Here is a 23,824-nt window from a genome sequence, read left to right as displayed (position 1 = left end):
TCTGAATTGCCGGCTGGGTTACTGTTTGGGGTTTGAATTTTGGTGCTGACATCAATAAAAAAGCAGCTTCTGAAACAGAAACTGCTTGATGATCAGCCTGGACTGAATCAGGGTTCAGTCGTCACCTTCCTGCTGGATTTTATATGTGCTGACGTTTTTGGCCGGCACAATGGTCGAAATGGCATGTTTGTATACCAACTGGTTGGTGGTGTTGTTCAATACAATCACAAATTGGTCAAAGGACTCAACGGTGCCTTGCAATTTGATGCCATTCATCAAAAAAACAGAAACCGGAATTCGTTCTTTTCTGAGTGCATTGAGAAATGGGTCTTGTAAAGTTTGTGATTTAGACATTTTGGTTACCTTACTCTTTATTATTATTTACAGTATTCTAGCACAAGGCCGGGATCATAATAAATGGCTATCTGTCGGTGCTTTGTGAAATTACTGGTAGACCAGTTCTCCCTGCTTTTCGTATATAAAGTCAGTGTAAATACCATTCACCCCTTTTTGTTGCAGCGAACGCAACTGCTCGATGTCATTGATGGTCTGTACATAAACAAAAACCCGGTGGTCATTGGCGGTCTGTAGCAAGGCATCAAAATCCTTCTGCACCGTTTTCATGGCCAGAGCAAACAATTCAGCTTCCTTGATAAAAGTTTTGATCTCCACCGTAGGTATGCGGATTTTATACAATGAATATACCACCCGATCATATCCCAAGGCCCTGACCTCCGGGTATTCACGTGGGTGAAATACCTGGGCGATGAACTGTTGACTGATCTCTGGATGATGGGTTTTGATGTGATGCAGGCCGGCTACATTGCGGTCCTTGATGTCAGCCAACACATGGGCGTCAGGATGGGATTTTAACCAGTTTACTAAATCGGCCAATGTCATGGGTGTGTGATCGTTAAGCATTGGCATGTTCACAAAAGCCTGTGAGTCAGGCGGTTGCTCACTGTGGTTATTGAACAACCGCTTATAGGATTTTTTCCAGTCATGGATCAATACCAGCTGGTCATCCGCTGTCCAGCTGAAGTCCAGTTCAAAATAGCGATGCCCTAACTGATAATTCAGGTTGATGGTTTCCAGTGAATTCATGTATGTTTCACGTTCAATTCCACCACCGGCATGGGCAATCAATTCGGGTTGACCCTGGTATCCATTGCGCAGCACAAACAAGGCCACAGCCATGGCCATAATCAATGTGCTGAACAATATCCGGTATTGACTGAACATGAGTCTGATGGTCTGACCTATGCCGGTCAGTAATTCACATCATTCTTGGCGCTCACCAGCACCACTTCACTGATGCCGTCCATTTGTGAAATCTGATTGATGAAATCATTCACATCCACTTCTTCCCTGAGTGACAGGTCATAAGTCAGATGCAAGCGGTCACCATCTCCGGATGGCTCCATGTGTAACAAGGCATTGGTTTCTGATTGTTTGTTGATGTAATTGACGTACTGCTCATCGTTATCAGATGATTTGGCATAGAAAAAACGCAGGATGAAATCACTCGATCGCTGTAAACCAAAATTGAATTTAAACAACACCCAGGCAATGGTGCTCAGGAACACTGTGGCATACAGGGCAATGAAGTAATTGGCGGTACCGGCAGCCATGCCAACGGCCAGTGCCATGAACACATATGCGGTGTCTTTGGTATCCTTGACCACGGTTCTGAAGCGGATGATGCTCAACGCACCGACCAGTGCAAATGCCCGGGTCAGGGAGTTGCCGATTACCATCATCACAAAACCTATGATGATGGTCAGAAAAATCAGGGTCAGCACAAATGACTGTGAGTAAGATAAGCCCTGATGGGTTTTTTTGTAAGTGAAGGCAATCACCAGTGAAAGCACAAATGCCACAAAACTGTTGAGCATCACCTCAATGATGGAGCTGTTAAAGCCGGTGCCGAATGCTTCTAATATTTGATTTTCCATTTTTGATCCTGTTAATCTTCTAAGTCTTCAATTAATTGGGTGCTTTCCATTCCTGTGCAATACTTGGAAATTGACAGTCGTTTCAGCTGATATTTTATCATGATGCGGTGAAACCAGGGCGGCACGTGTTTACGGAACTTGACTTCCATGATGGTGAAACCATCGATCAGTTTTCGCCTTTTAACCGCGGTATCAGGAAACAATCGTGTGGTTTCAGTGCCATACAATTCACCATCAAAGGTGATGCGGAATTCATAATCAAATTTACTTTGATAAGCCCTTCTTTGGTAATCAATGAGCATCACCGGTTTGATTTGCTTGCGGAATTGATCATAGATGAATTGTTCATAAACCGGGTTGTTGTCTTTGTTGGCAATCTGTTCGGTCAGGGCAAACACGTCATCTTTAGAACCCGCATCATGATTGATCACGGTGCGGTGTTTATAGACGAAATTATTGTACCGGCCTTTTAATTCGAGCATGATCGGTACGTCAGACTGATACTGATCAGTGTAAGTCCGAATACGGAATTTTTGCCGGTGCATCAGGCCATCTGTTTTTTCGTAGTAGAAACTGTAATGCGGGTCGTCAAAATACAGGCTTCTGACCAGGTATTTGTGATCCGGACGGCCTACCACAAAAGGGTCGAGTTGCATGAAATGGTTCAGTTCATCTTCCACCTGGTCGCGCAGCTCGTCATTGAGGATGTACTTGAACTCATAGCGCAGAAAATGTTCTTTAATGGCGTCCATGAGTCTCCGGTTGGTTAAAGTCACTCAGGTAAGGTTGAAAAAACGGGTGGGTAAAGTCCACCGCTGGTGCATGCTGATCAGTGATCAGGATGCGTTGTTTTTGCTGGTCTTTCAGGTCGATGTTGGAGGGGTCATCTATCTGACACTGGTTCAGGGAGATGCTTGATTTTTTATCCACCGTGGCATTGGATTGGTTGGCTTCCAGTCGACATTGGTGCAGGTTGATCTGGCCACCCTGAGCATAGCGCCAGTTTTTATGATAAGCGTCAATGGCTTTGTTGTTGCCAATGAAATCGGTGTTAAAGATGTATGCCAATGACGTGTCCTTGCTTTGCATGCCGATTTCGCTGTCTTCTATGTGGTTGTCAAAAGCCAGCAATTGACTGCCTTCACCAATTGAAATGCCTTTATCCGCTGAGCGCAAAAAGCGGGTGTTGTGTACCACGGCCCGTGCCGTCATCAGGTCAATGGAGTCGTTGCCATTGTCGATGAATTCGCAATGACTGATGGTCAACTCAGAAATATCGGCATCCAGGGCATCGGCCAGCGATCTGACAAACACTGAATGACTGAAAGAAGCTTCGCTGTAAATCACATGAATCATGTCATCGGTGATTTTACTGTCATAAAAGCCGCAATGTTCAAAAGCGATGTCTCTGACATTGTGTATGGATAGCATGGCGGTGTATTCAAACAGGTCGCCTTTGGCACCACTGCCGCCAATGAATTCACAATGTGAAAAGCGGGAGCCGTTGGCACCTTCGTCTTTGATGGCCACAGCGCCCCAGGGTGATTTGGGATCAGCAGGTTGGAATGAAATGGGTTGTTCGGCCGTCCCGTGAGCTGTGATGTGCCCGAAAAACCGCAGATTGATCTGTGGACCGATCATGAACGTGGTGCCTGGGGCGATGACCACATCTTCATGAAAAGTCAGGTCACTGTTGACCTCAATGAGACCACTCAGGTGGGTGGTCGGAAGCACCGGTGCTGGCGGAATGATGTTTTGCAGCCCATCATCATACCCGGCCGGCCGGATGTCATTACGGGGCTCGGCTAAAACACGTTGTTCGCTGAGGTTGGCCAGTTCCAGGCTGATACCGGTTAATTGCTTGAGGTCAGCGCCTTCAATCAATACATCAATGGTGGTGATGACCGGTTCACTGTAAACCCCGGCATAGCCAGAACGGGTGCGGTTGTTGGCCAGCAGTTCAACTTCCAAAACCAATAGCTGGTCATTCCTTGATACCAGGTGACTGATGTCTTGTTGTTGCCATTGCTCGTTGTGTAGCCAGGCCAGTGAAACGGGCTCTGTCATTTCGGCAGCGGGCAGTTGCAATTGGATGGCTTTGATCATTTTGGCATCCGCAAATTGTATCCGCAGCCGGTCAGCTGCCAGAACCTGATAGGCAAAATGTGCAGGATCGACATCACCCAGGAAGTGGTCTTTGACCATATTCAGTCGTTCATCAACCAAATCTGTGAATAACTGTACCTGCTTTTTGGCCTCATCTTCGGTCCTTCTGAGGCCATCCAGTTCGTAGGCGAAGCCATTGTTTTCGATGATACCGACAGCCTGTTCAGCGGCGTTTTTCAGTGACTGATCAAAGAGTGGTCGATCGGACTGATAGAATTGTTTCAACACATGTGATTTGGCCCGCAGGTAATCGTAATTGCGGTTCAAAGAGGCCATGAGTTTAGAATTGGCAATGTTAAATTCCGGGATTCTGGCGGTGTAGTCCATCCAGCCCAGGGTGTCCCAGACAATCGGCTCTATGCGCTCATAGTAGCCATCATACAACAGCTTCCAGTTGTGTTTATTGTCATGGTGGTAGCTGGCCGTCAGGTCAATCAAAGCTCCTTTGGCAGCAAATTTGCGGAGGTCTATCAGGTCATGTCGATCCTGCTCAAGCTGTTGGATCATTACTTCCAACGGTCGCTTGCTGTCATCTGGGTAATGGTTGTTGCTGGAGGCTTTGTCCCAGATTGACGCATGGTTAAAAATGAATGGGTGAACCCCTTCATAATAGGCTGAGCCGATGTTGTCACCGACATAAACATCATTGGGCATGCGCCGGTTTTTTCGCAGAAAGCTTTCGCCAATTTGTTCGACCAGCAGCCTGGGTCCGGAGTAATTCCCGTTGATGCCCAGTTCCAGCAGTCGGGCCTCTGGTGCCAACAGTCCCAATTGGCGAGCCAGTTCGTAAGACATTTTGTTGGACAACATGTGGGCGTTTTTTGGCAAGATAAAATTGTATTTACGCATGCCGTTGACGATGTTCTTTTTACTGGCCTTGAATCGCCAGGATTTTTGTGGGAAAGACCAGTGGAAGTAGTGATCACCGCGGTAACGAGCGTCGCCTTTCAAGGCCTGGCCATCCATGATCAGCCAGGCATCACCCTGGTAACTCATACCGCTGGATGGCAGATTGCTGTTCAGTTGGCTGATGGCCTTGTCTTTGAGAATCAGTTCTGCGTCGTAACTCTGGCTGATTCCAAACAGTTTAAGGGTTTTGGTTGTCAGGTCCTGGTATTCAGCTTCAGCCAGGCGCTCCAGGCGCTGGCCTTTGGGCAGGGTGGTGGTGAATTCATCCATCAGGTGGTAGGCCTGATAGGTGTTGATGGCCCAGACGATGCCAAAAATATTGATTGGCAAAGTCACAATCAGACTCAATGTAATGATTTTTTTGATCGACTTAATCATCATTGTTTACCCCGACCAGAAAAGTCAGTGATTGACCTGCCACATCAGTAAAATGCAAACTTGGTTGATCATCAGTGATGACCCAGCCCTGACTGATTTGTTCCAGTCCCTGGTATGTGTGCGGGGGCACATTACCGCCTTGTCCGGACAGGGACAGTTCGGCGAAGTTCAACCCATTGATGGGTGGCAGAATGATGGTCAGTTGGTCTGTTTGTTGGGTCCACTGAGCAACATAACGACTGTTGCCGGCAGGCAGGAAACTCATTGTGCTAGCGGACTGCTCAGCTGACCAAAGTCCATTGGCGAACAACTCATCAATGGGGTTCAGTTGTTTGCGATCCAGGACGAGGTCAAACAACAATGTCAGGGGTTCACTGGTGCCTTTCAGCGCCGCAGGTAACAGCAATTCAACATAGGGGTCGGTGCCGGTGGTGACCCAATCACCAGCCAGTTGCTGCAAGTGATGACTGGCCTCAAAAGCCAGTTGATGGGTTTGACCGTTGAGCTTGGCGGCGAATTGTAACTCAACCAACCGGGAACCTGGATTCAGCAGGTCCAGGTCAAACCGCAACCGCCTCAGGTCATTGACCTGAATGGACACTTCAGCCCGGTAACGATCGCCGGTTTTTTGGTAATCACCTTGTTTGATCCGGATGATACGTTGCTGGCTGTATTTGGGTTGCTGCTGGTTGGCGTGATAAAACATGAAAGTCGGTTCCAGATAATCTTTGAGGTGTACCTGGAACTGTTGTGCCACCGATCGGGCCTGATCAAATTGATCGGCTTGGATTAACAGACGAACGTAAGCACTTTGGACCAGGGGGACATCAAAAAAGCGGCGGGCCAGTTCCTCCATTGCGGTCAATGCAGCCTGTTGATCAATCAGAAAGCGCACTTCAACCTGTTTGATTTGTGCAGGAATGTGGTAAGGCTGGGTGTTGGCAAAATGCTCAGCTGCTACCAGCGCCTCGGCTGTTTGGTTGTTTTTCAGGTGGTGTTCAATGATGAACAGGTGACTCTTTGCCAACTGGTCCTGGTGATGATTGAGGTTGGTGTTGTCCTTCAGTAACTCAAGAATCTCCTGATGCAGGCGCAATTGTTCGTTTTCATCAGTGGTTTTATCCAGGGCAATTTTTTTTCTCTGGGTTAAAACCACGAATTGGTTTTTGATTGATTTGTCATAATCTCGAACCTGATCTTTCATCTCAGGCCAGCTGACGGCGAGCCAGACGAAACACCCAGCCAGCAACAAACTCAGCAGCGCGCTGTAAAACAGGATTTTTTCAATCAGTTTCCGGGGTGTTTTCCAAATCATCGGCCTGGTTGTCTGCGTGGTTTCTGAAATCCGTGGATTTTAACTGATTTGTCACCACAATGTGTTAACCACTGGGTGAAATGATCAATCATCCAGTAACAGCTGGTTTAACTGCCGGTAAGCAGGCAGGTAGCGACCTGGTTCTCCATTGGTCTGGTATAAGCCCAGGTCCTGGGTAAAGCCGTGTATTGAAAACTCGTCCACCACCAGATCACTGTGGGCAATGAAACCCACTTGTACGGGGGTTGAGGATTTCAGTGGTGCAGCATCAACAGGGAAACAGTTCTCACCAGGCACGACCTTGGCCAGGTGAAGCGGTTGCTCGTTGATCAACAGTTCCAGTTGACCATGGGCATCGGCGACAAAACACCAGTCAACCGTCTCATAGGCGCTGATCAGCATAAAATGGTCGACCGGGATGAATGACTGGCTGATGGTGGATCCATTGGTCATGCTTAACTGCCGGTCAAACTCATCTCCCTGTAGTTCTGTCTGGCCACTGGTTTGCCAGCCGTTCAGGCCCATTTCGAAAGAGCCGTTATACAGTGCATTGTCATGATAATTACGGTACGCCCAAACCCCGGCTCCAGCGGTGTATTGCTTCAGCAGTGGCGCTGATGCCAACAGAAAATCATCAATTTCGTCAGGCAGAATGTTGGCATTGTTGGGAAAGTACGGGGTGTTGTCGGTGAAATTGAACTGTTCAATGACATGATTGGTGTTGTTCCCGTCAGCGGTGACATATTTCAGGAAGTACCTGAAGTTTTTCAGCGCTTGTTCAGCGGTTAACAATTCTCCCTGATTGGCAGCGCCCCAAAAGGGTGCCCAATAAGTACCTCGGTGATTGGATTCGTCCAAATAAAGCTCATGACCAACCCAAATGAACGATTCACCTTGTTTGACGGGGTCTTTATCCACCCTGATTTCCAGTGCAGCCTGTGGAAACACCTGTTGGGTATTGACCAGTATCTGATCCAGCTGCTGGTCGATGAATTCAATGTAAAACACATAAGACTCATCCTGAGTAGTGGGTATTGGAATGTCATGATGATTCAATTCGTTCACTCCCAGCAATACCCGCAAGACATTGCTGTCCTTGCTTTTCAGCCATTCGCCATAACCCATTTGTCTGGCATGTTGCAGCCGGTCATTCTCAGGCAGGTGGGGAAACACAAAATGTGGACACCAGAAATCCTCCCAGGAAATCAAAACACCGGCCAGATGGTCGGTGAAAGGAGCGGTGGCTGTTTTGACTTTATCCAGGTAATTCAGCCATTGTGCCCGGGTCTGATCTTTGGTGTAAATGCCCACACATTGCTGCATGCCGGTGATACCCGTATCGGGTGTGTAGTCATGTGGGAAACCGACCCGCAGGATGTACTGCATTTGTTGATCAGTGATGGCGGCAAGCAGCCACTCAAAGCGGTCGTAAAGTGTTTCCACCGAATCAGTGACCGGGTTTTGAAAATTGATTTCAAACCCCCGCCAGGGTACGGTCAGTACGATGGTGTTGAAACCATCGGCTTTGATTTGCTGCAACTCTGCTGCCACATCAGCCCGTTCAAAATCCTGCCAGAATGTTTTTGGCCAGGTGGATGAAAAGTAGTGGGCAGAGGTGATGAATGGCCCGCCCCGGTGGTCCTGCTCATTGGATTCTGGCGCGTCATTACAAGCGACCAACATCAGGGTCAATAAAATTAAGGTAGCAGTTTTCATGATTATTCTGGGGGTTGGTATTCATCGACCAGATACAACGGCCGGTTTTTGCTTTCGCTGAACATGCGGCCCAGGTACTCACCGATGATGCCCAGCGCCATCAGCTGGATGCCGCCGAGGAACAGCATGACCACCATCAAGGAGGGATAGCCTGGTACATCGGCGCCCATCATCAGGGTTTTGACAATGATTACCGCACCATAAATAAAGGCAAAGCAAGCCACTGTCATGCCGATCCAGGTAGCGAATCTCAGGGGCAAATAACTGAATGATGTGATGCCGTCCAGGGCAAACCGCCAGAGTTTCGGGTAGTTCCATTTGGTTTCACCCGCGGCCCGGGGCTCGCGCTCAAAATACAGTTGCTTTTGCTTGTATCCCACCCAGGCAAACAAACCTTTCATAAAGCGGTTGTTTTCGCGCAATTGATTGACTGCCTGATAAGCTTTGCGGGACATCAGCCGGTAATCTCCGGTGTCTTTGGGGATGTCGATCTGGCTCATCACATTGATGATGTTGTAAAACCAGTTGGCGGTGAGCTTTTTGGCCGCCGATTCTCCATGTCTGGCTTTGCGGGTGGCATAAACCACATCGTAACCACTGTGCCATTGGGCTATCATATCAGGAATCAATTCGGGTGGATCCTGCAGGTCCACATCTATCACCACCACGGCATCAGCAGAAGCGTGGTCCAGACCTGCTGTTACGGCATATTCCTTGCCAAAATTACGACTCAGTGACAGGTACCCAAAGCGACTGTCTGATTCTTGAATGCCTTTGATGGTTGACAGACTGTCATCTGCTGAACCATCATCCACAAACAGCACACGCCACTGGACATCACAGGTGGCCATCACCTCAGTGATGCGATCCTGAAACAAAGGAATGACGTCTTGTTCGTTGTAGACAGGTACAATGATGTCAACTGTTGGCATGTATCAAGCGTTGGTCAAAACGGGTATTTTACCCAATAAAACCATGAACTTGGGACTTTACTGCAATTGATCCAACAATCGTTCTGTATTTTACTCATCGGTGTAGACCCATAGCGGGATATGTATTGAACCTGCCAGCTGGTCGTCCAGTCTCCTGGTGGTGTTTAACCACCACCCTGATCTGATTGCACAGGGCGGATAAAAAACCAGCGCCAACCGAATACCTGGTATACCACCCAGGCCAGCCCAACACCGCAGGCATTCATCAATGCATCCAGCCATTCGGTACTGCGCGCAGGGTTCAGGGCCTGTAAAGCCTCGAGGGACAGCCCCAACAGTACCAAACCGGTCAATACCTTCAGTAAATGACGGGGGTAGAGATGATAAAACCAAAACCCAAGCCAGCCATAACTCAACAAATGCAGCCACTTATCAGTGTCAGGTACTCCGGTGTTGACAGCAGGCAAAGAAACCAGTGACAGCACCACCAGTCCACCAAGCATCATCCAGCCTGAGACCATCGCCCAGCGGGGCGCCTGAGTTAACTCAGCCATTGCAGGTAGTCCTGATGTAATGCACGCCATTTCAAGGCCGACAGATCGATCGATTGGGTTGGCAGTTCCAACAGTTTGTGAAACATGTGCCTGGCCTCTTCCTGGGGGTTGTCGGGGCAGGAAGGATAGCGGCAGTCCTCTGGATACCATTCCGGATAAACCAATCGGTCAGGTGCCAGCGGAACACAGCCACAAGCCACTGCTTCCTGCAATGCCAGGCCCTGAAAGTCATGGTAAGCGGTTGAAATGCCGACATCTGCCTGTTGCAGGGTGGCCAGGTAGTCAGAGCGGTCTGTCAATCGACCAGTTTGCTCCAGTTGTGCGGCGTGCTGATCAAGTATTTGTTGCATGGCATGTGGAACTTTTTTGAATGACTGGCCCAACAGGTGAAACCGAAATGTGCTTGCTTTTGGATGTTGCTGACAGTGTTGCAACAATGCCAGTAACACCTCAGGGCCCTTGTCATGTTCCCAACGGTGGTTCCAGATAATGTGCAGTTCGTTTTTCTGGTTTTTGTTGGTCAGTGGCTGACAGTCTTCTGTCAACGGCACCGGCAACACCACCGAGCGAGCAGCCAATTGTTCAGGTAAATCATCAGGCGTGCCGTCAGGCATGCTGTTAAGCATTTGTCTGAGGCCTGCCAGGAAGGTGTCTCTGTTGTAGTGGGAGTTAAACGCCAGGCGGTCTGCGCTGCAGGCGCTGAGTACTGAGCGTAATTGCATTTCCAGCAACCCCTGTTGCCTGTGATTGACTGGGTAAGCAAACTGGTTTTCATGAAAGTACAGCAGGTTGGGCACCTGGCTCAGGTGCGGATACCAGCTTCTCAGGGAGGTCAGATCAGTCATTGATGTGGCCACAACCAGATCATATGCCTCACTCAGTTGCCGGTCATATGCGGCTTTAAAACTGAGGGCATTACCCCCCATGCGCCAGGCAAAATAACGGTCTTTCAAACTAAGTAGGGTCCAATTCCAATTGGGGAACTGCAGGCGCAACTGCTGGTGCCAGTAGCGATGTGATGCGGCATCATAGGCGGACAACAGCAGCACCCGCCTGTGGTTTATCTGGCTCACCTTTGGTGCATCATTCAACGTTGATTTTTCAGGTCATGTTTCAATCGTTCAACAAAGCCCATCACTGCTTCCTGGGCGGTATCGGTGGCATTCAGGCTGGTATAACTGAGCTCTGAGCCATAACCCATGCCAATGGAGTCACCAGTGGCCAGGTCATAACTGTCCACATCCAGTTGTGCATTGACCAGGATGGACTGGCGGCCGTAATATTCAAGGGTTTGTTCTCCCACATGGTTGACATTGGCAATGATCATTGTCTGACCACCGTAAGCATCGAGTTTTTCTTTGATCATGGCCAGATCGATGCCTTGTGACATGACTTGTGACAGGCCAGGAACAAACTGTTCATTGAGCACTTTGATGTTGGCCCTTTTGAGCTCTGACTCAAGGATCTTTTCAATCGGATTCGCCACCGCTGGATCACCAAATACCAGCACCGCAACGCCTTTGTTTTTGATCACTGGTTTGGGTTTGCGCACCACAGGTTTGCTTTGCTGTTCAATGAATGCTTGCTTGTCATTGCTGGTTTTGTCTACCGAGGCCATCAGCGAGGCATCATTGATCACCTGTTTGCTGACCTGTTTGTCGAGCTGTTGTTGGCTGGTGGTAGTCTGTGTGGTTGCCAGTTGCTGGTCAGATTGGTTGCTGACAACCGGTGGCTGACCGGTCGGTTTGGCAGTGTTGTCTGTCAGTGGAGTAGTTTCGGCAGTTGGTTTTTGTGCTGTTGCGATGGCATTGTCTTCAGCTGCTTCGGTGTTTGTCGAAGTGCTTTTCTGGGGCTGAGCGTCTTCCAGGGCGGCATTCATATCGGCGCTGATGGCTGCCAATTCTTCTTTGGATTTGAGGTTGACATCCTGCAGTTCCATGTCATCTTGCTGGTTGCCCAGCAAGGTCATGGCCTGACGGTCATCAGCCTTGAATGGAGAAGGAATGTAGCCTTCATGAATGCCCACAGCGCCAACACCGACCGCCAGTGCCAGCACCAGAACACTCCACACCGCTTTGTTGGATTTCTTGCGACCTGAGGGAACCACGGTATCGATCGCAGCTGATTGCAGGGTCACCTGTTGTGACACCCTGGCAGTGGGTTTCTCGGGTTTCACAGAGACGGCTTGCTTTTTTATCTCTGCCAGGCTTACAGTACCAGATGATGGCCCCAAAAACCTGATCACTTCCTGACAGGACTGACAACGCTCTTCGGGATTCTTGGCAATCATTTTTTCCAGGATATAACTGGTTTTTTTGTCGACTTTTTTGTTGATGGCACGAATGTCAGGAATGTCGGCCTGTACCACTTCCAGCATCAGCCCCAGCGGACTGTCGTTTTCAAAGGGCACTTTTCCGGCTAGCATCTCATAGAACACAATTCCCAACGCGAAGATGTCTGAACGGGCATCCACTTCTTTGCCGGTACACACTTCAGGAGACAGGTATCCAGGGGTGCCGACGAACTCACCGGTGTTGGTCAGTTTGTCACCATATTCACGGGTTTGCGCGATGCCAAAATCAACCACTTTAACCGTGCCGTCATCACACAACATCAGGTTGGCGGGTTTGATATCCCGGTGCACCAAATCCTGGTCATGGGCCACGGCCAAACCAGCACAAGCTTGTCGCAGTATGTCTTTGGCGTGGGGTACGGACAACACATGATTGCCGCGCAACAGGTCATCCAGCGAAACGCCTTCAATGAACTCCATGGCAAAAAATGGCTGACGATCCTCTTTACCAATGTAGTAGACCTGAATCACATTTGGGTGGTTAATGGCAGCCATGCTTTTGGCTTCCCGGGTGAATCGTTCAATCAGGCCTTCGTCTTCAAGCAGGTGTTCACCCAGTGCCTTGATCGCCACGTGTCGGTTTAATGAAGGTTCCCAGGCTTTATAGACCACACCCATTCCGCCTCTGCCCAGTTCAGAGACCACTTCATAATGACCAAATTTCTTTTTCATGTTTGTTACCCCGGTCAACGGCGCTAGGCCTTACTGTTTCGGTGACATTGTGGTTACAGCCTCATCAAATTCAGACCGCCACATTGTCAAATATTATACCTCTGATTGGCTGAAGGTCTTGGTGTTCAACCTATTCAGTGGTGCCAGGCTGTTCAACAGCCCATTGATGAGACTACCATTGTAATGATTGGGTTTGAATCTCAGCTTAACGCAAAAAACCGCTAATTGTGAAGCACGTCACTTTTAAATCACCTTATTTGGCCACTTTAGCGCATAAATAGGTGTAATCTGAAGGATGGGTTAGGTAAAATTGCCTGCTTTTTTACGGTAAATTAGGTTTTTTCATCATGAGGAACGAGTTTTGTGGTCAGGTCACGGAAAAATACCTGGATCAACAAGTTGAAGTGAGCGGCTGGGTGAACAATCGCAGGGATCACGGTGGCGTTATTTTCATCGACCTCAGGGACCACACAGGACTGGTTCAGGTGGTGGTCGAGCCAGACAATGAAGCGGCATTTCAGATCGCTGACAGTGCCCGCTACGAGTATTGTCTGCGGGTAACCGGGCAGGTCAGGAAACGACCCGCCGGACAAAGCAACGATAAATTATCCACCGGGCAGATTGAAGTGGTGGTTGATGAGTATCACGTGCTTAATGCCTCCAAGCCCTTACCATTCATGCTGGATGAAAATCCTGGCGAGAACATCCGACTGCAATACCGTTATCTGGATTTGCGACGCGATCGCATGCAACACAACATGCGTCTGCGTTCAAAGCTGACCCATGCCCTGCGTCATCATTTGCATCAACGTGATTTTCTGGATATTGAAACACCGGTACTGACCAAAGCCACCCCGGAAGGTGCCCGGGATTTTCTGGTGCCCTCCAGAATGAATCCCACGCAATTCTATGCCATGCCACAATCACCACAACTGTTCAAGCAGTTGCTGATGATGTCGGGTATGGACCGTTATTATCAAATTGCCCGATGTTTCCGGGATGAGGATTTGCGTGCTGATCGCCAGCCGGAATTCACCCAACTGGATATAGAGATGGCTTTTGTGGAGCAGGAAGATGTGCTGAACATGGCCGAAACCCTGATTCGTGACACCTTCAAAGAAGTCATGGATGTTGAGCTGGCCAATCCTTTTCCCCGCATGACCTATGCCGAAGCCATGCGCCGCTACGGCTCAGACAAGCCTGATTTACGCATCGACCTTGAGTTGGTGGATGTGGCTGATGCGGTGAAAGACTCTGAATTCAAAGTATTTTCGGCACCAGCCAATGACCCCAAAGGCCGGGTGGCGGTATTGAAAGTGCCACAGGGCGGAGCCAACTTCACCCGCAAACAAATTGATGAGTATGAGCCATATGCCCGTCGTTTTGGTGCACGCGGTTTGGCCTGGATCAAGGTGAATGATAAAGATGCCGGTAAAGAGGGCTTGCAATCGCCAATTGTGAAATTCCTCAGTGACGATGCCCTGACAGGCATTTTGGCAGCCACCGGAGCCGGGAATGGTGACTTGCTGTTTTTCGGTGCTGGCAAGTACCACGAAGTTTCTCAGTTCATGGGTGCCCTGCGATTGAAAGTTGGACATGACACCGGCCGGGTTGCAGATACCTGGCAACCATTATGGGTGGTGGACTTCCCGATGTTTGAATACAACGACGATGAAGATCGCTGGGATGCTTTGCACCATCCTTTCACGGCGCCAACCGGAACTGTTGATGAGTTGCAGGCCAACCCGGGCGATGCTTTGTCCAAAGGTTACGACATGGTGATGAATGGCGTTGAGTTGGGTGGTGGTTCAATCCGTATTCACGACCAGCAAATGCAGTCGTCGGTGCTTAAATTGTTGGGCATCAGTGAAGAACAGGCTGAGGAGAAGTTTGGTTTCTTGCTGGAAGCCCTGCAATTTGGTTGTCCGCCGCATGGTGGTATTGCCTTTGGTATTGACCGCATGGCCGCTTTGTTATGTGCTGAGGACTCCATCCGTGAAGTGATTGCTTTTCCAAAAACTTCCAGTGGTCATTGCCCGTTGACTTCGGCGCCATCGAACATTGATGCCAGCCAATTGGCGGATGTGCATGTTCAGGTCATTGAACCTGAGCAGGATGACTGATCAAGCTGCCATAGTTATGGTCCACGGTTTATGGATGAAACGGTGGACCTGGTCGGCTTATCGTTGGTTTTTCAACAGTCAGGGGTTCCGGGTTTACCTGTTTGGCTATAAAACCACAAAACAACCATTTGAGCGCAGCGCCATGAAGCTGGCGGCTTTTGTCAATTCACGTCCAGAATCAACGGTTCACTTGCTGGTGCATTCCATGGGCGGGTTGTTGGCCATGCAGGCCATGCCCAACATCATCAAAACAGGCAAATTACTGATGCTGGGTTCTCCGGTGAGGGGTTCTCAGGTGGCCAGAAAACTGCATCGGCTTGGCTGGCACCGCCGGTTACTGAAGCATGCCACCAGCCCGCTGACCACTGGTGTCAGTCAGAGTCAGTTCAAAAGACCCAGTTTGATGATTGCCGGCACTTCACCTGTGGGCCTTGGGCGAGTGATTGAGCGTCAGTTGGGTCATGGAGATGGCACCGTTTCAGTCGAAGAAACCCGTGCAGAATGGATTGATGAGCACCGCGAGGTTCACACCAGTCATTTTGGGTTACTGATGAACCGACAAGCCATGCAATTGGCTCTCGACTTTCTCAGTCCGGTCATGGATTCAGATGAATCGGCATTGTGACTTTTCTTCACAATCAACTGACTGCATAATTTGTTAAAATGGGATTTTTTATTTGCAGGGAAATCACATGGCAGAAGAAAATCAAAACCTGTTTCAACAGATCAAAAACCAATTAACCGATTACATGTCCAACCCGGAAATGTTGCTTGATGTGGCTCAGTCGTTGTTACTGGCACTGGCCATTTACTGGGTGGGAAAACGCATTGCCCGTTTGGTCAGTAACATGACCGGTAAAGGCCTGACCCGTACTGGCAATGAAGCGATTCTGGTTAATTTCATCAAAAACATTGTTTATTACATCCTGTTGACGGTGGTCATTGTGATGGCTCTGGGACAGTTGGGCGTACAAACCACCTCACTGATTGCGGTGATGGGTGCAGCCGGTCTGGCCATCGGCCTGGCGTTGAAAGATTCATTGTCCAATCTGGCCTCCGGGGTTATGTTGGTGCTGACCCGACCCTTCAAGAAAGGTGACTTTGTCGAAGTGGCAGGCACTTCCGGAAAAGTCACTGGCATTCGTTTGTTCAGCACCATCTTACATTCACCTGATAACAAGGAGATGATCATACCCAATGGGCAAATCACCGCAGACATCATTGTGAATTACACCACTGAAGATAAACGTCGCATAGATCTGGTCATTGGTGTCAGTTATGACGATGACATCCGGGAAGCAAAGAAAATTTTACAGGACACCATTACGAGTCATGAGCTGGTGTTGTCAGAACCTGCCCCGGTGGTCATGCTCAAAGATCTGGGTGCTTCCAGTGTGGATTTTGTGGTGCGTCCCTGGGTCAAAACCGAAGACTACTGGACGGTTTACGGGGAGTTAATGGAACAAATCAAGCTCAATATCGAAGCCGGAGGTTGTGCTTTTCCATACCCGCAAACCGATGTGCATTTACATCAGGTCAACGCCGGGTAATCGCATTCAGAAGTTTTTCAGAAAGGTCCGCTTGCGGGCCTTTTTTATTTGCGGGCCAGCACCACCAGTCGGTCTGCCTCCAGGTCATAATCGGCGCCGTCCAGTGAACCATAAATCATCACCTCTGAGAACCCTGCCAGCTTCAACATGGCGGTGATTTCATCGGCCGAATAGACATAATGCTGGTATTCCCAACGGTAGGCTTTGTTGCCCCTGACCAGGGTCCATTCGTTGGCATAAATACGCATCTGGTCAATCAATAATGGGCGCTCAAAACGAAGGTCTCCGTTGTCATATTCCGTGCAATGAACCGGTTCAATGTCCCGGGCTGCCTGTTCCTTGCCAAAGGTGTCTATCAGCAAAGTACCGCCTATATTGAGCCAGGTACAGGCATTGTTCAAGACCTGTTGATTTTGTTCAGCATCCGGATAATAACCAAAAGAAGTGAACAGGTTGGTGATCAGGTCAAAACGACCTGTTGGCTGATAGTCCAGCAAGTCGCTGTGAACCAGATTGGCGGTGAGTTCCTGTTGGGAAACCAGATTGGCTGCCTGATTGAGTAAATAACCACTCAGGTCAACGCCAGTTACCGGCAATTGCCGGCGGGCAAATCCCAGTACGTGCCGGCCAGGCCCGCAAGCCAGATCAAGGATGGATCCGGGCGTTTGGCCGATCAACCGCAATACCTGTGCACACTGCTCGTCTGCCAAGGCAAAACTGTCATCGTCAAACATGCAGTCGTAAAACACTTCCCACATGCTGTTGTCATCAAACCAGCTCATTGATTCTCACATAAAAAAAGGACACTTTAACGTAAAAGTGTCCTTGATGGTTAACCGTTTGAGTTGATTACTCTCTTTCGTCAACCACGGCTGCATCGCTGGCATTTTTGGCCACTGAAGCCATGCCGTTTTTACAGCCACTGTTGGTTTTGTACATTTGTGAACGTCCAATTTCCTGGCCGTTGCTGGCTTTCAGAACGAAATAGGTGCGACCATCTTTGGCTTCTCTGCACTCAAATTTAGATTCATCAGCGGCGTTGGTTCTGACTGATTCGATGCCGTTCTCACAACCGGAAGCTGAGCTGTAGCCCTGTGATTGTAAAATGACTTCACCATTACCGGCTTTCAATACAAAATAATCTTTACCGTCTTTACCTTTAGTGATACAAAATTTTCCTGCCATTTTGATTTGCTCTCATTTTGGTGGCTGATGGTTCTGAAAAGAACCAATGACCACATCGTAAAAATAAACATCCGCTGAGGACATTTGCCTTCAACCATATTAAAATAGGCGGTTGAGAATGTAAAACAGATATTATAAAAGTTTACAATTGCCCTGAAATCAATTTGTCCGAGTTCATTTTGCCTGAGAATAATTTAAATAACCAACAGAAGCCAGCCTTGCTTGCCGGTTTGATGCTGACGGCATTATGGCAGTCAGCCCTGGCTGACCTCAGTGAATGTCCGGCTGTGGATGTGTTGCTCAATGAGTCACAACTACGCTGTGTGAATCAAACGGCACCTGACAACCGCATTGGGGTGATGGCCAATCGCTCTCAGATGCTCAATGCCAATGAGTTTTTGCTGGATGGTGAGGTGTGTATCATGCAGAATGACTTACGTCTGATGACACCACAAATCAATTACCATCAGGGACAACAGACATTTGACACCACCGGTGGGGTGATGCTGCAAGACAGCAATCAACGCATCGCTGCCGCCAGCGCCAGTTTCGATTCGGGTCAAATGAGTGCGACCTTACAAACAGTGGATTATTTTCTGCGGGAATCAGACATCAACGGCAAAGCCGATGTGTTGTGGTTCGATGAAGATCAATCCACCCTCAAGGCGTTGACCTTTTCAACCTGTTCTCCTGAGCAGCGTGACTGGGAAGTGGTGGCCCGTGAAGCCAGGTTGGATCATCAAGAGGGCACTGGCACATTTAAAGGCGTCAGCCTGCGGTTTAAAAACGTGCCGATTTTATATCTGCCATGGGCAAAATTACCCCTGAATGATGACCGCCGTACAGGATTGCTGGTCCCTGGGTTCTCATATTCTGACAACACCGGCGTGGATTTGTCATTGCCTTATTACATCAACATCGCACCTCAAATGGACGCCACCCTGACGCCGCGTTATTTGCAGGAGCATGGCTTGATGCTGGGTGCTGAATTCCGTTACCTGGGCAGTCGTTCAAGTGGGGTTTTCGAGGGTACCTATTTACCTGATGATGATTTGCGCAACCGTGACCGGGGATTGATTCAATACGCTCATCAAACACGCCTGGGTGGTGGTTGGTTGTTCAACAGCAACCTCAATCATGTGACAGATTCACAGTACTATGAAGATTTTTCTTCCAGCTCTTACATCACCTCTACGCCATTTTTGCGGAGCACAATCAATGTCCGGGGACAAGGGGCAGGGTGGCAGTTTTTTGCAGGCATCAATGACTTTCAGGTCCTCAGTCAGGCCATCAGTGATGATCAGGAACCATATCAAACTTTACCCGAAATTGATTTTAACTGGTATCGCTACAACCCGGCTCAACAATTGAATTATGGCGTCAATTCCGAGCTGATCAATTTCTATCGTGAAGATTCGCTGGGAGCCTGGCGCAGTGACATCACTCCCTGGGTTGAAAAACGATGGTCCAACGCCTGGGGTTATCTGAAACCCAGGTTGCAATACCGCAGCACCCATTATCAGTTTGATGATGACCGCCCTGATCTGAGCAGGAATCTGCCTATTGCCTCAGTGGATATGGGTATGAGTTTTGAAAAAAATCTTGCTGACGGCCGTTTCCGAACCTTGGAGCCCCGTTTGTTTTATGTGTATGCGCCTGATCGTGATCAAACCGACATTCCGGTTTTTGATAGTCGCGAACTGACCTTTGGATCGGCTTTGTTGTTTCAGACCAATCGTTTTTCCGGTGCAGACCGGCAAGCGGACATGAATCAGGTGGCGGTGGCCATGACCCACCGCAGTTTCACCGCCCAGGGACAGGAATCATGGAACCTGACCATTGGGCAGATCAAATATTTCACTGATCAGCAGGTACAAATCAATAATCAACCGGAAAATTTAACGAAATCCCCATTGGTCATTGAATACAATCACTTCCTCAGCCGGTACTGGAACGCCGGGTTGAGTTTGCATTATGATCAGAGTGCATCGGAGGTGGAGCGGGGTTTGTTTCGGGTGCAACGAAAAGGGGCCAACCAGAGTCTGTTTAATTTTGCATACCGCTTCAGACGCAATCAATTGGAACAGTTTGACACATCTTTTGTCTTACCCATCAAAGACCAGCATCGTCTGATCGGCAGGTGGAATTATTCCACCCGGGAAGACAAAACCATTGAAGCCTTGCTGGGCTATGAAAGAAAAAATTGTTGTTGGGCATTTCGACTGATGGCCAGACATTATATCAATGATGAGCTGGGTCAGTCCAACAACGGCATTTATGCTGAAATACAACTGAATGGGCTGGGTTCTCTGGGCAGAAACCCAAGGCGCATTCTTAAACAATCAATATCAGGATACCAAGAGGCCTTTTAAGTATGAAAAAATTCATGATTTTTAGTTTGCTGTTTTCCAGCCAGCTGTATGCACAGGAACTGCTGGATGAGATCGTCGCAGTGGTTGATGACTCAGTCATCATGAGGTCAGAACTGGAACGTTCGGTCAATTCCATTAAACGCCAGATTGAAGCCAGCGGCAATCAGGTGCCACCGGCTGAAATTCTCAATGAGCAGGTACTGGAGCGAATGATCATTCAGGAAATTCAGCTTGAGCGGGCAAAAATGGTTGGTATTCAGATTTCCGATGCCGAACTTGATGCTGCATTGAGCAACATCGCTCAGCAAAACGGCCTGACCCTGGCACAAATGCGCCAAACCATTGAAGAAGATGGTTTTGATTTTTCTGAGTTTCGTCGTGATATGCGGCGTGATATGCAGGCAGAAAGGGTGCGCTATGCCTATGCCAATTCAAATGTCAAAATCAGTGATCATGAAATAGACCTGTTCCTGGCTGACAATGAACTTGATCAGGGAGAAGTTGAATTGCAGCATATACTGATCGCCACCAGCAGTGAAAACGATGCAGCGGCCACCGAAGCGGCTTTTCAGGAAGCCACTGAATTGTATGATCGGATTGTCGCCGGAGAAAACTTCGCTGTGATGGCCACCCAATTTTCGGATGGTCAAAAAGCCCTGGAAGGTGGTCGTCTGGGCTGGCGCCCGGTGAATCAACTGCCACCGCTGTTTGCAGAGCAGGTGAAAAGCATGACGGCCGGAGAATTGACACATCCGATCAGGTCGCCCAGTGGATTTCATATCTTGAAGTTACTGGACAAAAAGAGCAACACTGTGAAAACCCAGGATCAGTACAATATGTTGCACATCATGGTGGAAACCAATGAAGTGGTTTCGCCCAAAGACGGTATGAATATTGCCAATGGCCTGTATGACAAAATCATCGCTGGTGAAGACTTTTCTACCATTGCCGAAGAGCATTCTGATGACCACAGTTCTGCCCCATTGGGTGGCGACATGGGGTGGTTCGAAATCAACAAATTTGGCCCCCGCATGGCTGATGTGATCCGCAGCCTTAATGAAGGTGAAATTTCCCGTCCTTTTCAAACTGACGTGGGCTGGCACATCATCAAATACCTGGGTAAGAAAGAAGCCGATGTGACCGAGGAGTTCAAACGAACTCAGGCTTCCAATGCCATCAGAGAACGTAAAGTGCAGGAAATCATCGATTCATGGATCCGTGAGATCCGTGGCGAAGCCTTCGTTGATATCCGCATTTAAACTCAGTCGGCCGGTGTTTTCATGATTGCCATAACGGTGGGAGAGCCGGCCGGTATCGGTGTCGAACTGGTGGCCCAACTGGCTGACCGACAGGAGCTCGATGATTGTGTGTTGATTGGAGATGAGTCTTTCATTTCAGCACATGTCCCTCAGGCACAACAGCTCAACATCCACCATGTTCCACTGGCCCGGCCGGTTACATTGGGCCGGCTTGATGTGGCCAATGCCGGCTATGTACTGAACACCATCAAAGCCGCGACCATGGGTTGCCTGTCAGGACAGTTTTCGGCGATGGTAACTTGTCCAATCCACAAAGGCATCATCAATGATGCGGGCATCACTTTTTCTGGTCACACCGAATACCTGGCAGAATTGACCGGTACCCGGCAGGTGGTGATGATGTTATTGAACCAGGTTATGCGGGTGGCACTGGTCACCACCCATCTGCCACTGAAAGATGTATCGGCACAGATCACCCCGGAATTGCTCAGTACAGTAACCACCATACTGAACCAGGACATGCAGGATAAATTTGGCATTGCCCAACCCCACATCGGGGTGTGTGGTTTGAACCCGCATGCCGGCGAAGATGGTCACCTGGGCAATGAAGAGCTGGAGGTCATCATTCCCACCCTGGATGCCTTGCGGGAACAGGGTTTGCATTTAAGTGGGCCGATTCCAGCAGACACCCTGTTCACCCCGAACAAAGTAAAACAGTTCGATGCCATCCTGGCGATGTATCATGATCAGGGATTGGCGCCACTCAAATACGCCGGTTTTGGAGAATCCGTGAACATCACTTTGGGTTTGCCGGTGATTCGCACCAGTGTGGATCATGGTACAGCGCTTGACATTGCCGGACAAGGTAAAGCCGATGCCGGTAGTTTGCGGGCGGCGCTGAAACTGGCCCGGGAATGCATCAGCAGGAGCGTTTCATGAGGGCTAAAAAATCCCTGGGGCAGAATTTTCTGCAGGATGAGGGAGTGATACACAACATCGTGCGCCTGATTAACCCTCAGGCGGATGAACCCATCATTGAGATTGGTCCAGGACAAGGTGCCATCACCGACCACTTACAGGCCAGTGGGGCACAATTGCGTCTGATTGAACTGGACACCGATCTGATTCCCAAACTGGAGAGCCGTTATGCTCAGGCCGCAAACGTACGCATTGATCACATGGATGCCTTGCAGCTTGAACTGACCGGAGAACCGGTCAAAGTGGTGGGTAACCTGCCTTACAACATTTCTACTCCCTTGCTGATCAAGATGCTTTATCAGTCTGCCCAGGTCAGTAAAATGGTGTTCATGTTGCAGAAAGAAGTGGTGCAGCGGATTTGTGCCGTTCCGGGACAAAAGCTGTTTGGACGCCTGTCGGTGATGCTACAGCACCGGTTTGATTGTTCTGCCCATTTACACATTCCTCCGGAAGCCTTTATCCCTCAACCAAAAGTGGATTCGCAAATTGTGGTGATGGTGCCCAAAGTCAACCCCAAACAGGTGCCCCTGCCTGAACTGGAACAACTGGTTAAACAAGCCTTTGCAATGCGTCGTAAAACCATTCGCAATAACTTAAAGAAAATCGTCACAACAGCCCAGTTGGAGGCAGTGGGGATCGATCCGGGTCAGCGGGCTGAAACCATCGAGCTGACACAATTTGAACAACTGACTCTGCTATTGACAGATGCTGATCACTGAATTTGACCAATTGCCATCCTGTTTTATCACCGCCACCGATACCGATGCCGGTAAAACTTTTGTATCCGCTGAAATCCTCACGGCCTGGAAGCAAGCGGGTTTCACAGTGGGGGCTTATAAACCTGTGGCTTCGGGAGCCATTTGGCAAAAAGACCAATGGGTCAGTGAAGATGCCCTGGCTTTGGCCGCTGTGACCGGTCAGCCGCTGGATGAAATCAACCCCTATACCTTCGAAGCACCTGCTTCACCCCACATTGCAGATACCGGAGGCGTTTTTGATTTGCAGGATTGTCTTCGGCGATTCGGGGACATGCTCAACAGGTATGACCGGGTGTTGGTCGAAGGCGTGGGTGGCTGGTGTGTGCCGTTGAGCCAAGAGTTGATGTTGAAAGACCTGGTTCTGGCAATTAACCTGCCAGTGGTGATGATCGCCCGGATTGGTTTGGGGTGTATCAATCACAGCTTACTGACCATTGACCGGATCCGTCAAGACACCCATTTATACCACGGTTGGATTGCCAATCAGATTGATCCGGGTTTCATCGATGCCCGGGCCAACATTCAAGCCATCATTGACCGCAGCTGAGTCGCAGAGGGCGCCTTCATCAAAGCTTCATAAAACTGACACAATACGGCAACACCAGCACACTAAGATCGGCGAATTTTATAGACACATATAAAGAGGTTC

General features: G+C 49.1%; 21 protein-coding genes. 8 read left to right on the top strand and 13 right to left on the bottom strand.

Annotated elements, in window-relative coordinates; all coding sequences use genetic code 11:
* Positions 1-114: 114 nt before the first annotated feature.
* The 11 genes from hfq to B0475_RS11310 form a co-directional block, all read right to left on the bottom strand.
* Positions 115-354: an RNA chaperone Hfq gene (hfq, locus tag B0475_RS11360; RefSeq protein ID WP_077411975.1), complete on the bottom strand. Its 240-nt coding sequence runs from the start codon at positions 352-354 to the stop codon at positions 115-117.
* Positions 355-444: 90 nt separating this feature from the next.
* Entirely contained in the window at positions 445-1,242 is a 798-nt protein-coding gene (locus B0475_RS11355; RefSeq protein ID WP_077411974.1) for a glycerophosphodiester phosphodiesterase family protein, read from the bottom strand.
* Between the two features lie 26 nt (positions 1,243-1,268).
* Complete coding sequence (locus B0475_RS11350) at positions 1,269-1,955, bottom strand: DUF4956 domain-containing protein (RefSeq protein WP_077411973.1); 687 nt, start codon at positions 1,953-1,955, stop codon at positions 1,269-1,271.
* Positions 1,956-1,966: 11 nt separating this feature from the next.
* Complete coding sequence (locus B0475_RS11345) at positions 1,967-2,707, bottom strand: polyphosphate polymerase domain-containing protein (protein ID WP_077411972.1); 741 nt, start codon at positions 2,705-2,707, stop codon at positions 1,967-1,969.
* Complete coding sequence (locus B0475_RS11340) at positions 2,694-5,411, bottom strand: CotH kinase family protein (protein WP_077411971.1); 2,718 nt, start codon at positions 5,409-5,411, stop codon at positions 2,694-2,696. The genes B0475_RS11345 and B0475_RS11340 overlap by 14 nt, the downstream gene beginning before the upstream one ends.
* Positions 5,401-6,723, bottom strand: coding sequence for a hypothetical protein (locus B0475_RS11335; protein WP_077411970.1), 1,323 nt, complete (start codon positions 6,721-6,723; stop codon positions 5,401-5,403). Before B0475_RS11335 ends, B0475_RS11340 begins: the two co-directional genes overlap by 11 nt.
* An 84-nt stretch (positions 6,724-6,807) precedes the next feature.
* Positions 6,808-8,439, bottom strand: a complete 1,632-nt coding sequence (locus B0475_RS11330) for a hypothetical protein (RefSeq protein WP_077411969.1) — start codon at positions 8,437-8,439, stop codon at positions 6,808-6,810.
* 2 nt (positions 8,440-8,441) lie between these two features.
* Positions 8,442-9,371 carry a glycosyltransferase family 2 protein gene (locus B0475_RS11325; protein ID WP_077411968.1) on the bottom strand — a complete coding sequence of 310 codons (930 nt, stop codon included), beginning with the start codon at positions 9,369-9,371 and terminating at the stop codon, positions 8,442-8,444.
* A 164-nt stretch (positions 9,372-9,535) separates the two neighbouring features.
* Entirely contained in the window at positions 9,536-9,925 is a 390-nt protein-coding gene (locus tag B0475_RS11320) for a VanZ family protein (protein ID WP_157892885.1), read from the bottom strand.
* Entirely contained in the window at positions 9,913-10,998 is a 1,086-nt protein-coding gene (locus B0475_RS11315; protein ID WP_157892884.1) for a tRNA-queuosine alpha-mannosyltransferase domain-containing protein, read from the bottom strand. Before B0475_RS11315 ends, B0475_RS11320 begins: the two co-directional genes overlap by 13 nt.
* 14 nt (positions 10,999-11,012) lie before the next feature.
* Positions 11,013-12,950 carry a serine/threonine-protein kinase gene (locus B0475_RS11310; protein WP_077411966.1) on the bottom strand — a complete coding sequence of 646 codons (1,938 nt, stop codon included), beginning with the start codon at positions 12,948-12,950 and terminating at the stop codon, positions 11,013-11,015.
* Between the two features lie 347 nt (positions 12,951-13,297).
* On the opposite strand from B0475_RS11310, the gene aspS reads away from it, so the two are divergent.
* From aspS to B0475_RS11290, 3 genes are all read left to right on the top strand, one after another.
* Positions 13,298-15,073: an aspartate--tRNA ligase gene (gene aspS / locus B0475_RS11300; RefSeq protein WP_077411964.1), complete on the top strand. Its 1,776-nt coding sequence runs from the start codon at positions 13,298-13,300 to the stop codon at positions 15,071-15,073.
* Positions 15,066-15,698 carry an alpha/beta fold hydrolase gene (locus tag B0475_RS11295; protein ID WP_077411963.1) on the top strand — a complete coding sequence of 211 codons (633 nt, stop codon included), beginning with the start codon at positions 15,066-15,068 and terminating at the stop codon, positions 15,696-15,698. Before aspS ends, B0475_RS11295 begins: the two co-directional genes overlap by 8 nt.
* A gap of 67 nt (positions 15,699-15,765) precedes the next feature.
* Positions 15,766-16,623, top strand: coding sequence for a mechanosensitive ion channel family protein (locus tag B0475_RS11290; RefSeq protein WP_232781873.1), 858 nt, complete (start codon positions 15,766-15,768; stop codon positions 16,621-16,623).
* A gap of 44 nt (positions 16,624-16,667) precedes the next feature.
* Here B0475_RS11290 and B0475_RS11285 read toward each other — a convergent pair whose 3' ends face one another.
* Both B0475_RS11285 and B0475_RS11280 read right to left on the bottom strand, forming a co-directional pair.
* The gene (locus tag B0475_RS11285; RefSeq protein WP_077411962.1) at positions 16,668-17,405 is read right to left on the bottom strand and encodes a class I SAM-dependent methyltransferase; all 738 of its coding nucleotides are present in this window, start codon (positions 17,403-17,405) and stop codon (positions 16,668-16,670) included.
* A gap of 67 nt (positions 17,406-17,472) precedes the next feature.
* Complete coding sequence (locus B0475_RS11280; RefSeq protein ID WP_077411961.1) at positions 17,473-17,808, bottom strand: YegP family protein; 336 nt, start codon at positions 17,806-17,808, stop codon at positions 17,473-17,475.
* 164 nt (positions 17,809-17,972) lie between these two features.
* Between B0475_RS11280 and B0475_RS11275 the strand changes: the two genes are divergently transcribed.
* Genes B0475_RS11275 through bioD form a run of 5 tightly spaced genes read left to right on the top strand, consistent with a single transcriptional unit; the run spans position 17,973 to position 23,722 of the window.
* Entirely contained in the window at positions 17,973-20,180 is a 2,208-nt protein-coding gene (locus B0475_RS11275) for an LPS-assembly protein LptD (RefSeq protein ID WP_077411960.1), read from the top strand.
* A 2-nt stretch (positions 20,181-20,182) separates the two neighbouring features.
* The gene (locus B0475_RS11270) at positions 20,183-21,439 is read left to right on the top strand and encodes a peptidylprolyl isomerase (protein WP_077411959.1); all 1,257 of its coding nucleotides are present in this window, start codon (positions 20,183-20,185) and stop codon (positions 21,437-21,439) included.
* Between the two features lie 21 nt (positions 21,440-21,460).
* Complete coding sequence (gene pdxA / locus B0475_RS11265) at positions 21,461-22,378, top strand: 4-hydroxythreonine-4-phosphate dehydrogenase PdxA (protein ID WP_077411958.1); 918 nt, start codon at positions 21,461-21,463, stop codon at positions 22,376-22,378.
* Positions 22,375-23,136, top strand: a complete 762-nt coding sequence (rsmA, locus tag B0475_RS11260; protein ID WP_077411957.1) for a 16S rRNA (adenine(1518)-N(6)/adenine(1519)-N(6))-dimethyltransferase RsmA — start codon at positions 22,375-22,377, stop codon at positions 23,134-23,136. Before pdxA ends, rsmA begins: the two co-directional genes overlap by 4 nt.
* Complete coding sequence (gene bioD, locus B0475_RS11255) at positions 23,123-23,722, top strand: dethiobiotin synthase (protein WP_077411956.1); 600 nt, start codon at positions 23,123-23,125, stop codon at positions 23,720-23,722. The genes rsmA and bioD overlap by 14 nt, the downstream gene beginning before the upstream one ends.
* Positions 23,723-23,824: the final 102 nt, after the last annotated feature.

Origin of the sequence: Marinicella sediminis (assembly GCF_002000055.1) — a bacterium.
Lineage (GTDB): Bacteria > Pseudomonadota > Gammaproteobacteria > Xanthomonadales > Marinicellaceae > Marinicella > Marinicella sediminis.
This window is presented reverse-complemented; position numbering and strand designations above follow the sequence as displayed.

Excerpts from the sequence above, each read along its gene's own strand:
- hfq (WP_077411975.1), bottom strand. The coding sequence starts at position 354 with ATGTCTAAATCACAAACTTTACAAGACCCATTTCTCAATGCACTCAGA.
- B0475_RS11355 (WP_077411974.1), bottom strand. The coding sequence starts at position 1,242 with ATGTTCAGTCAATACCGGATATTGTTCAGCACATTGATTATGGCCATG.
- B0475_RS11350 (WP_077411973.1), bottom strand. The coding sequence starts at position 1,955 with ATGGAAAATCAAATATTAGAAGCATTCGGCACCGGCTTTAACAGCTCC.
- B0475_RS11345 (WP_077411972.1), bottom strand. The coding sequence starts at position 2,707 with ATGGACGCCATTAAAGAACATTTTCTGCGCTATGAGTTCAAGTACATC.
- B0475_RS11340 (WP_077411971.1), bottom strand. The coding sequence starts at position 5,411 with ATGATGATTAAGTCGATCAAAAAAATCATTACATTGAGTCTGATTGTG.
- B0475_RS11335 (WP_077411970.1), bottom strand. The coding sequence starts at position 6,723 with ATGATTTGGAAAACACCCCGGAAACTGATTGAAAAAATCCTGTTTTAC.
- B0475_RS11330 (WP_077411969.1), bottom strand. The coding sequence starts at position 8,439 with ATGAAAACTGCTACCTTAATTTTATTGACCCTGATGTTGGTCGCTTGT.
- B0475_RS11325 (WP_077411968.1), bottom strand. The coding sequence starts at position 9,371 with ATGCCAACAGTTGACATCATTGTACCTGTCTACAACGAACAAGACGTC.
- B0475_RS11320 (WP_157892885.1), bottom strand. The coding sequence starts at position 9,925 with ATGGCTGAGTTAACTCAGGCGCCCCGCTGGGCGATGGTCTCAGGCTGG.
- B0475_RS11310 (WP_077411966.1), bottom strand. The coding sequence starts at position 12,950 with ATGAAAAAGAAATTTGGTCATTATGAAGTGGTCTCTGAACTGGGCAGA.
- aspS (WP_077411964.1), top strand. The coding sequence starts at position 13,298 with ATGAGGAACGAGTTTTGTGGTCAGGTCACGGAAAAATACCTGGATCAA.
- B0475_RS11295 (WP_077411963.1), top strand. The coding sequence starts at position 15,066 with ATGACTGATCAAGCTGCCATAGTTATGGTCCACGGTTTATGGATGAAA.
- B0475_RS11290 (WP_232781873.1), top strand. The coding sequence starts at position 15,766 with ATGGCAGAAGAAAATCAAAACCTGTTTCAACAGATCAAAAACCAATTA.
- B0475_RS11285 (WP_077411962.1), bottom strand. The coding sequence starts at position 17,405 with ATGAGCTGGTTTGATGACAACAGCATGTGGGAAGTGTTTTACGACTGC.
- B0475_RS11280 (WP_077411961.1), bottom strand. The coding sequence starts at position 17,808 with ATGGCAGGAAAATTTTGTATCACTAAAGGTAAAGACGGTAAAGATTAT.
- B0475_RS11270 (WP_077411959.1), top strand. The coding sequence starts at position 20,183 with ATGAAAAAATTCATGATTTTTAGTTTGCTGTTTTCCAGCCAGCTGTAT.
- pdxA (WP_077411958.1), top strand. The coding sequence starts at position 21,461 with ATGATTGCCATAACGGTGGGAGAGCCGGCCGGTATCGGTGTCGAACTG.
- rsmA (WP_077411957.1), top strand. The coding sequence starts at position 22,375 with ATGAGGGCTAAAAAATCCCTGGGGCAGAATTTTCTGCAGGATGAGGGA.
- bioD (WP_077411956.1), top strand. The coding sequence starts at position 23,123 with ATGCTGATCACTGAATTTGACCAATTGCCATCCTGTTTTATCACCGCC.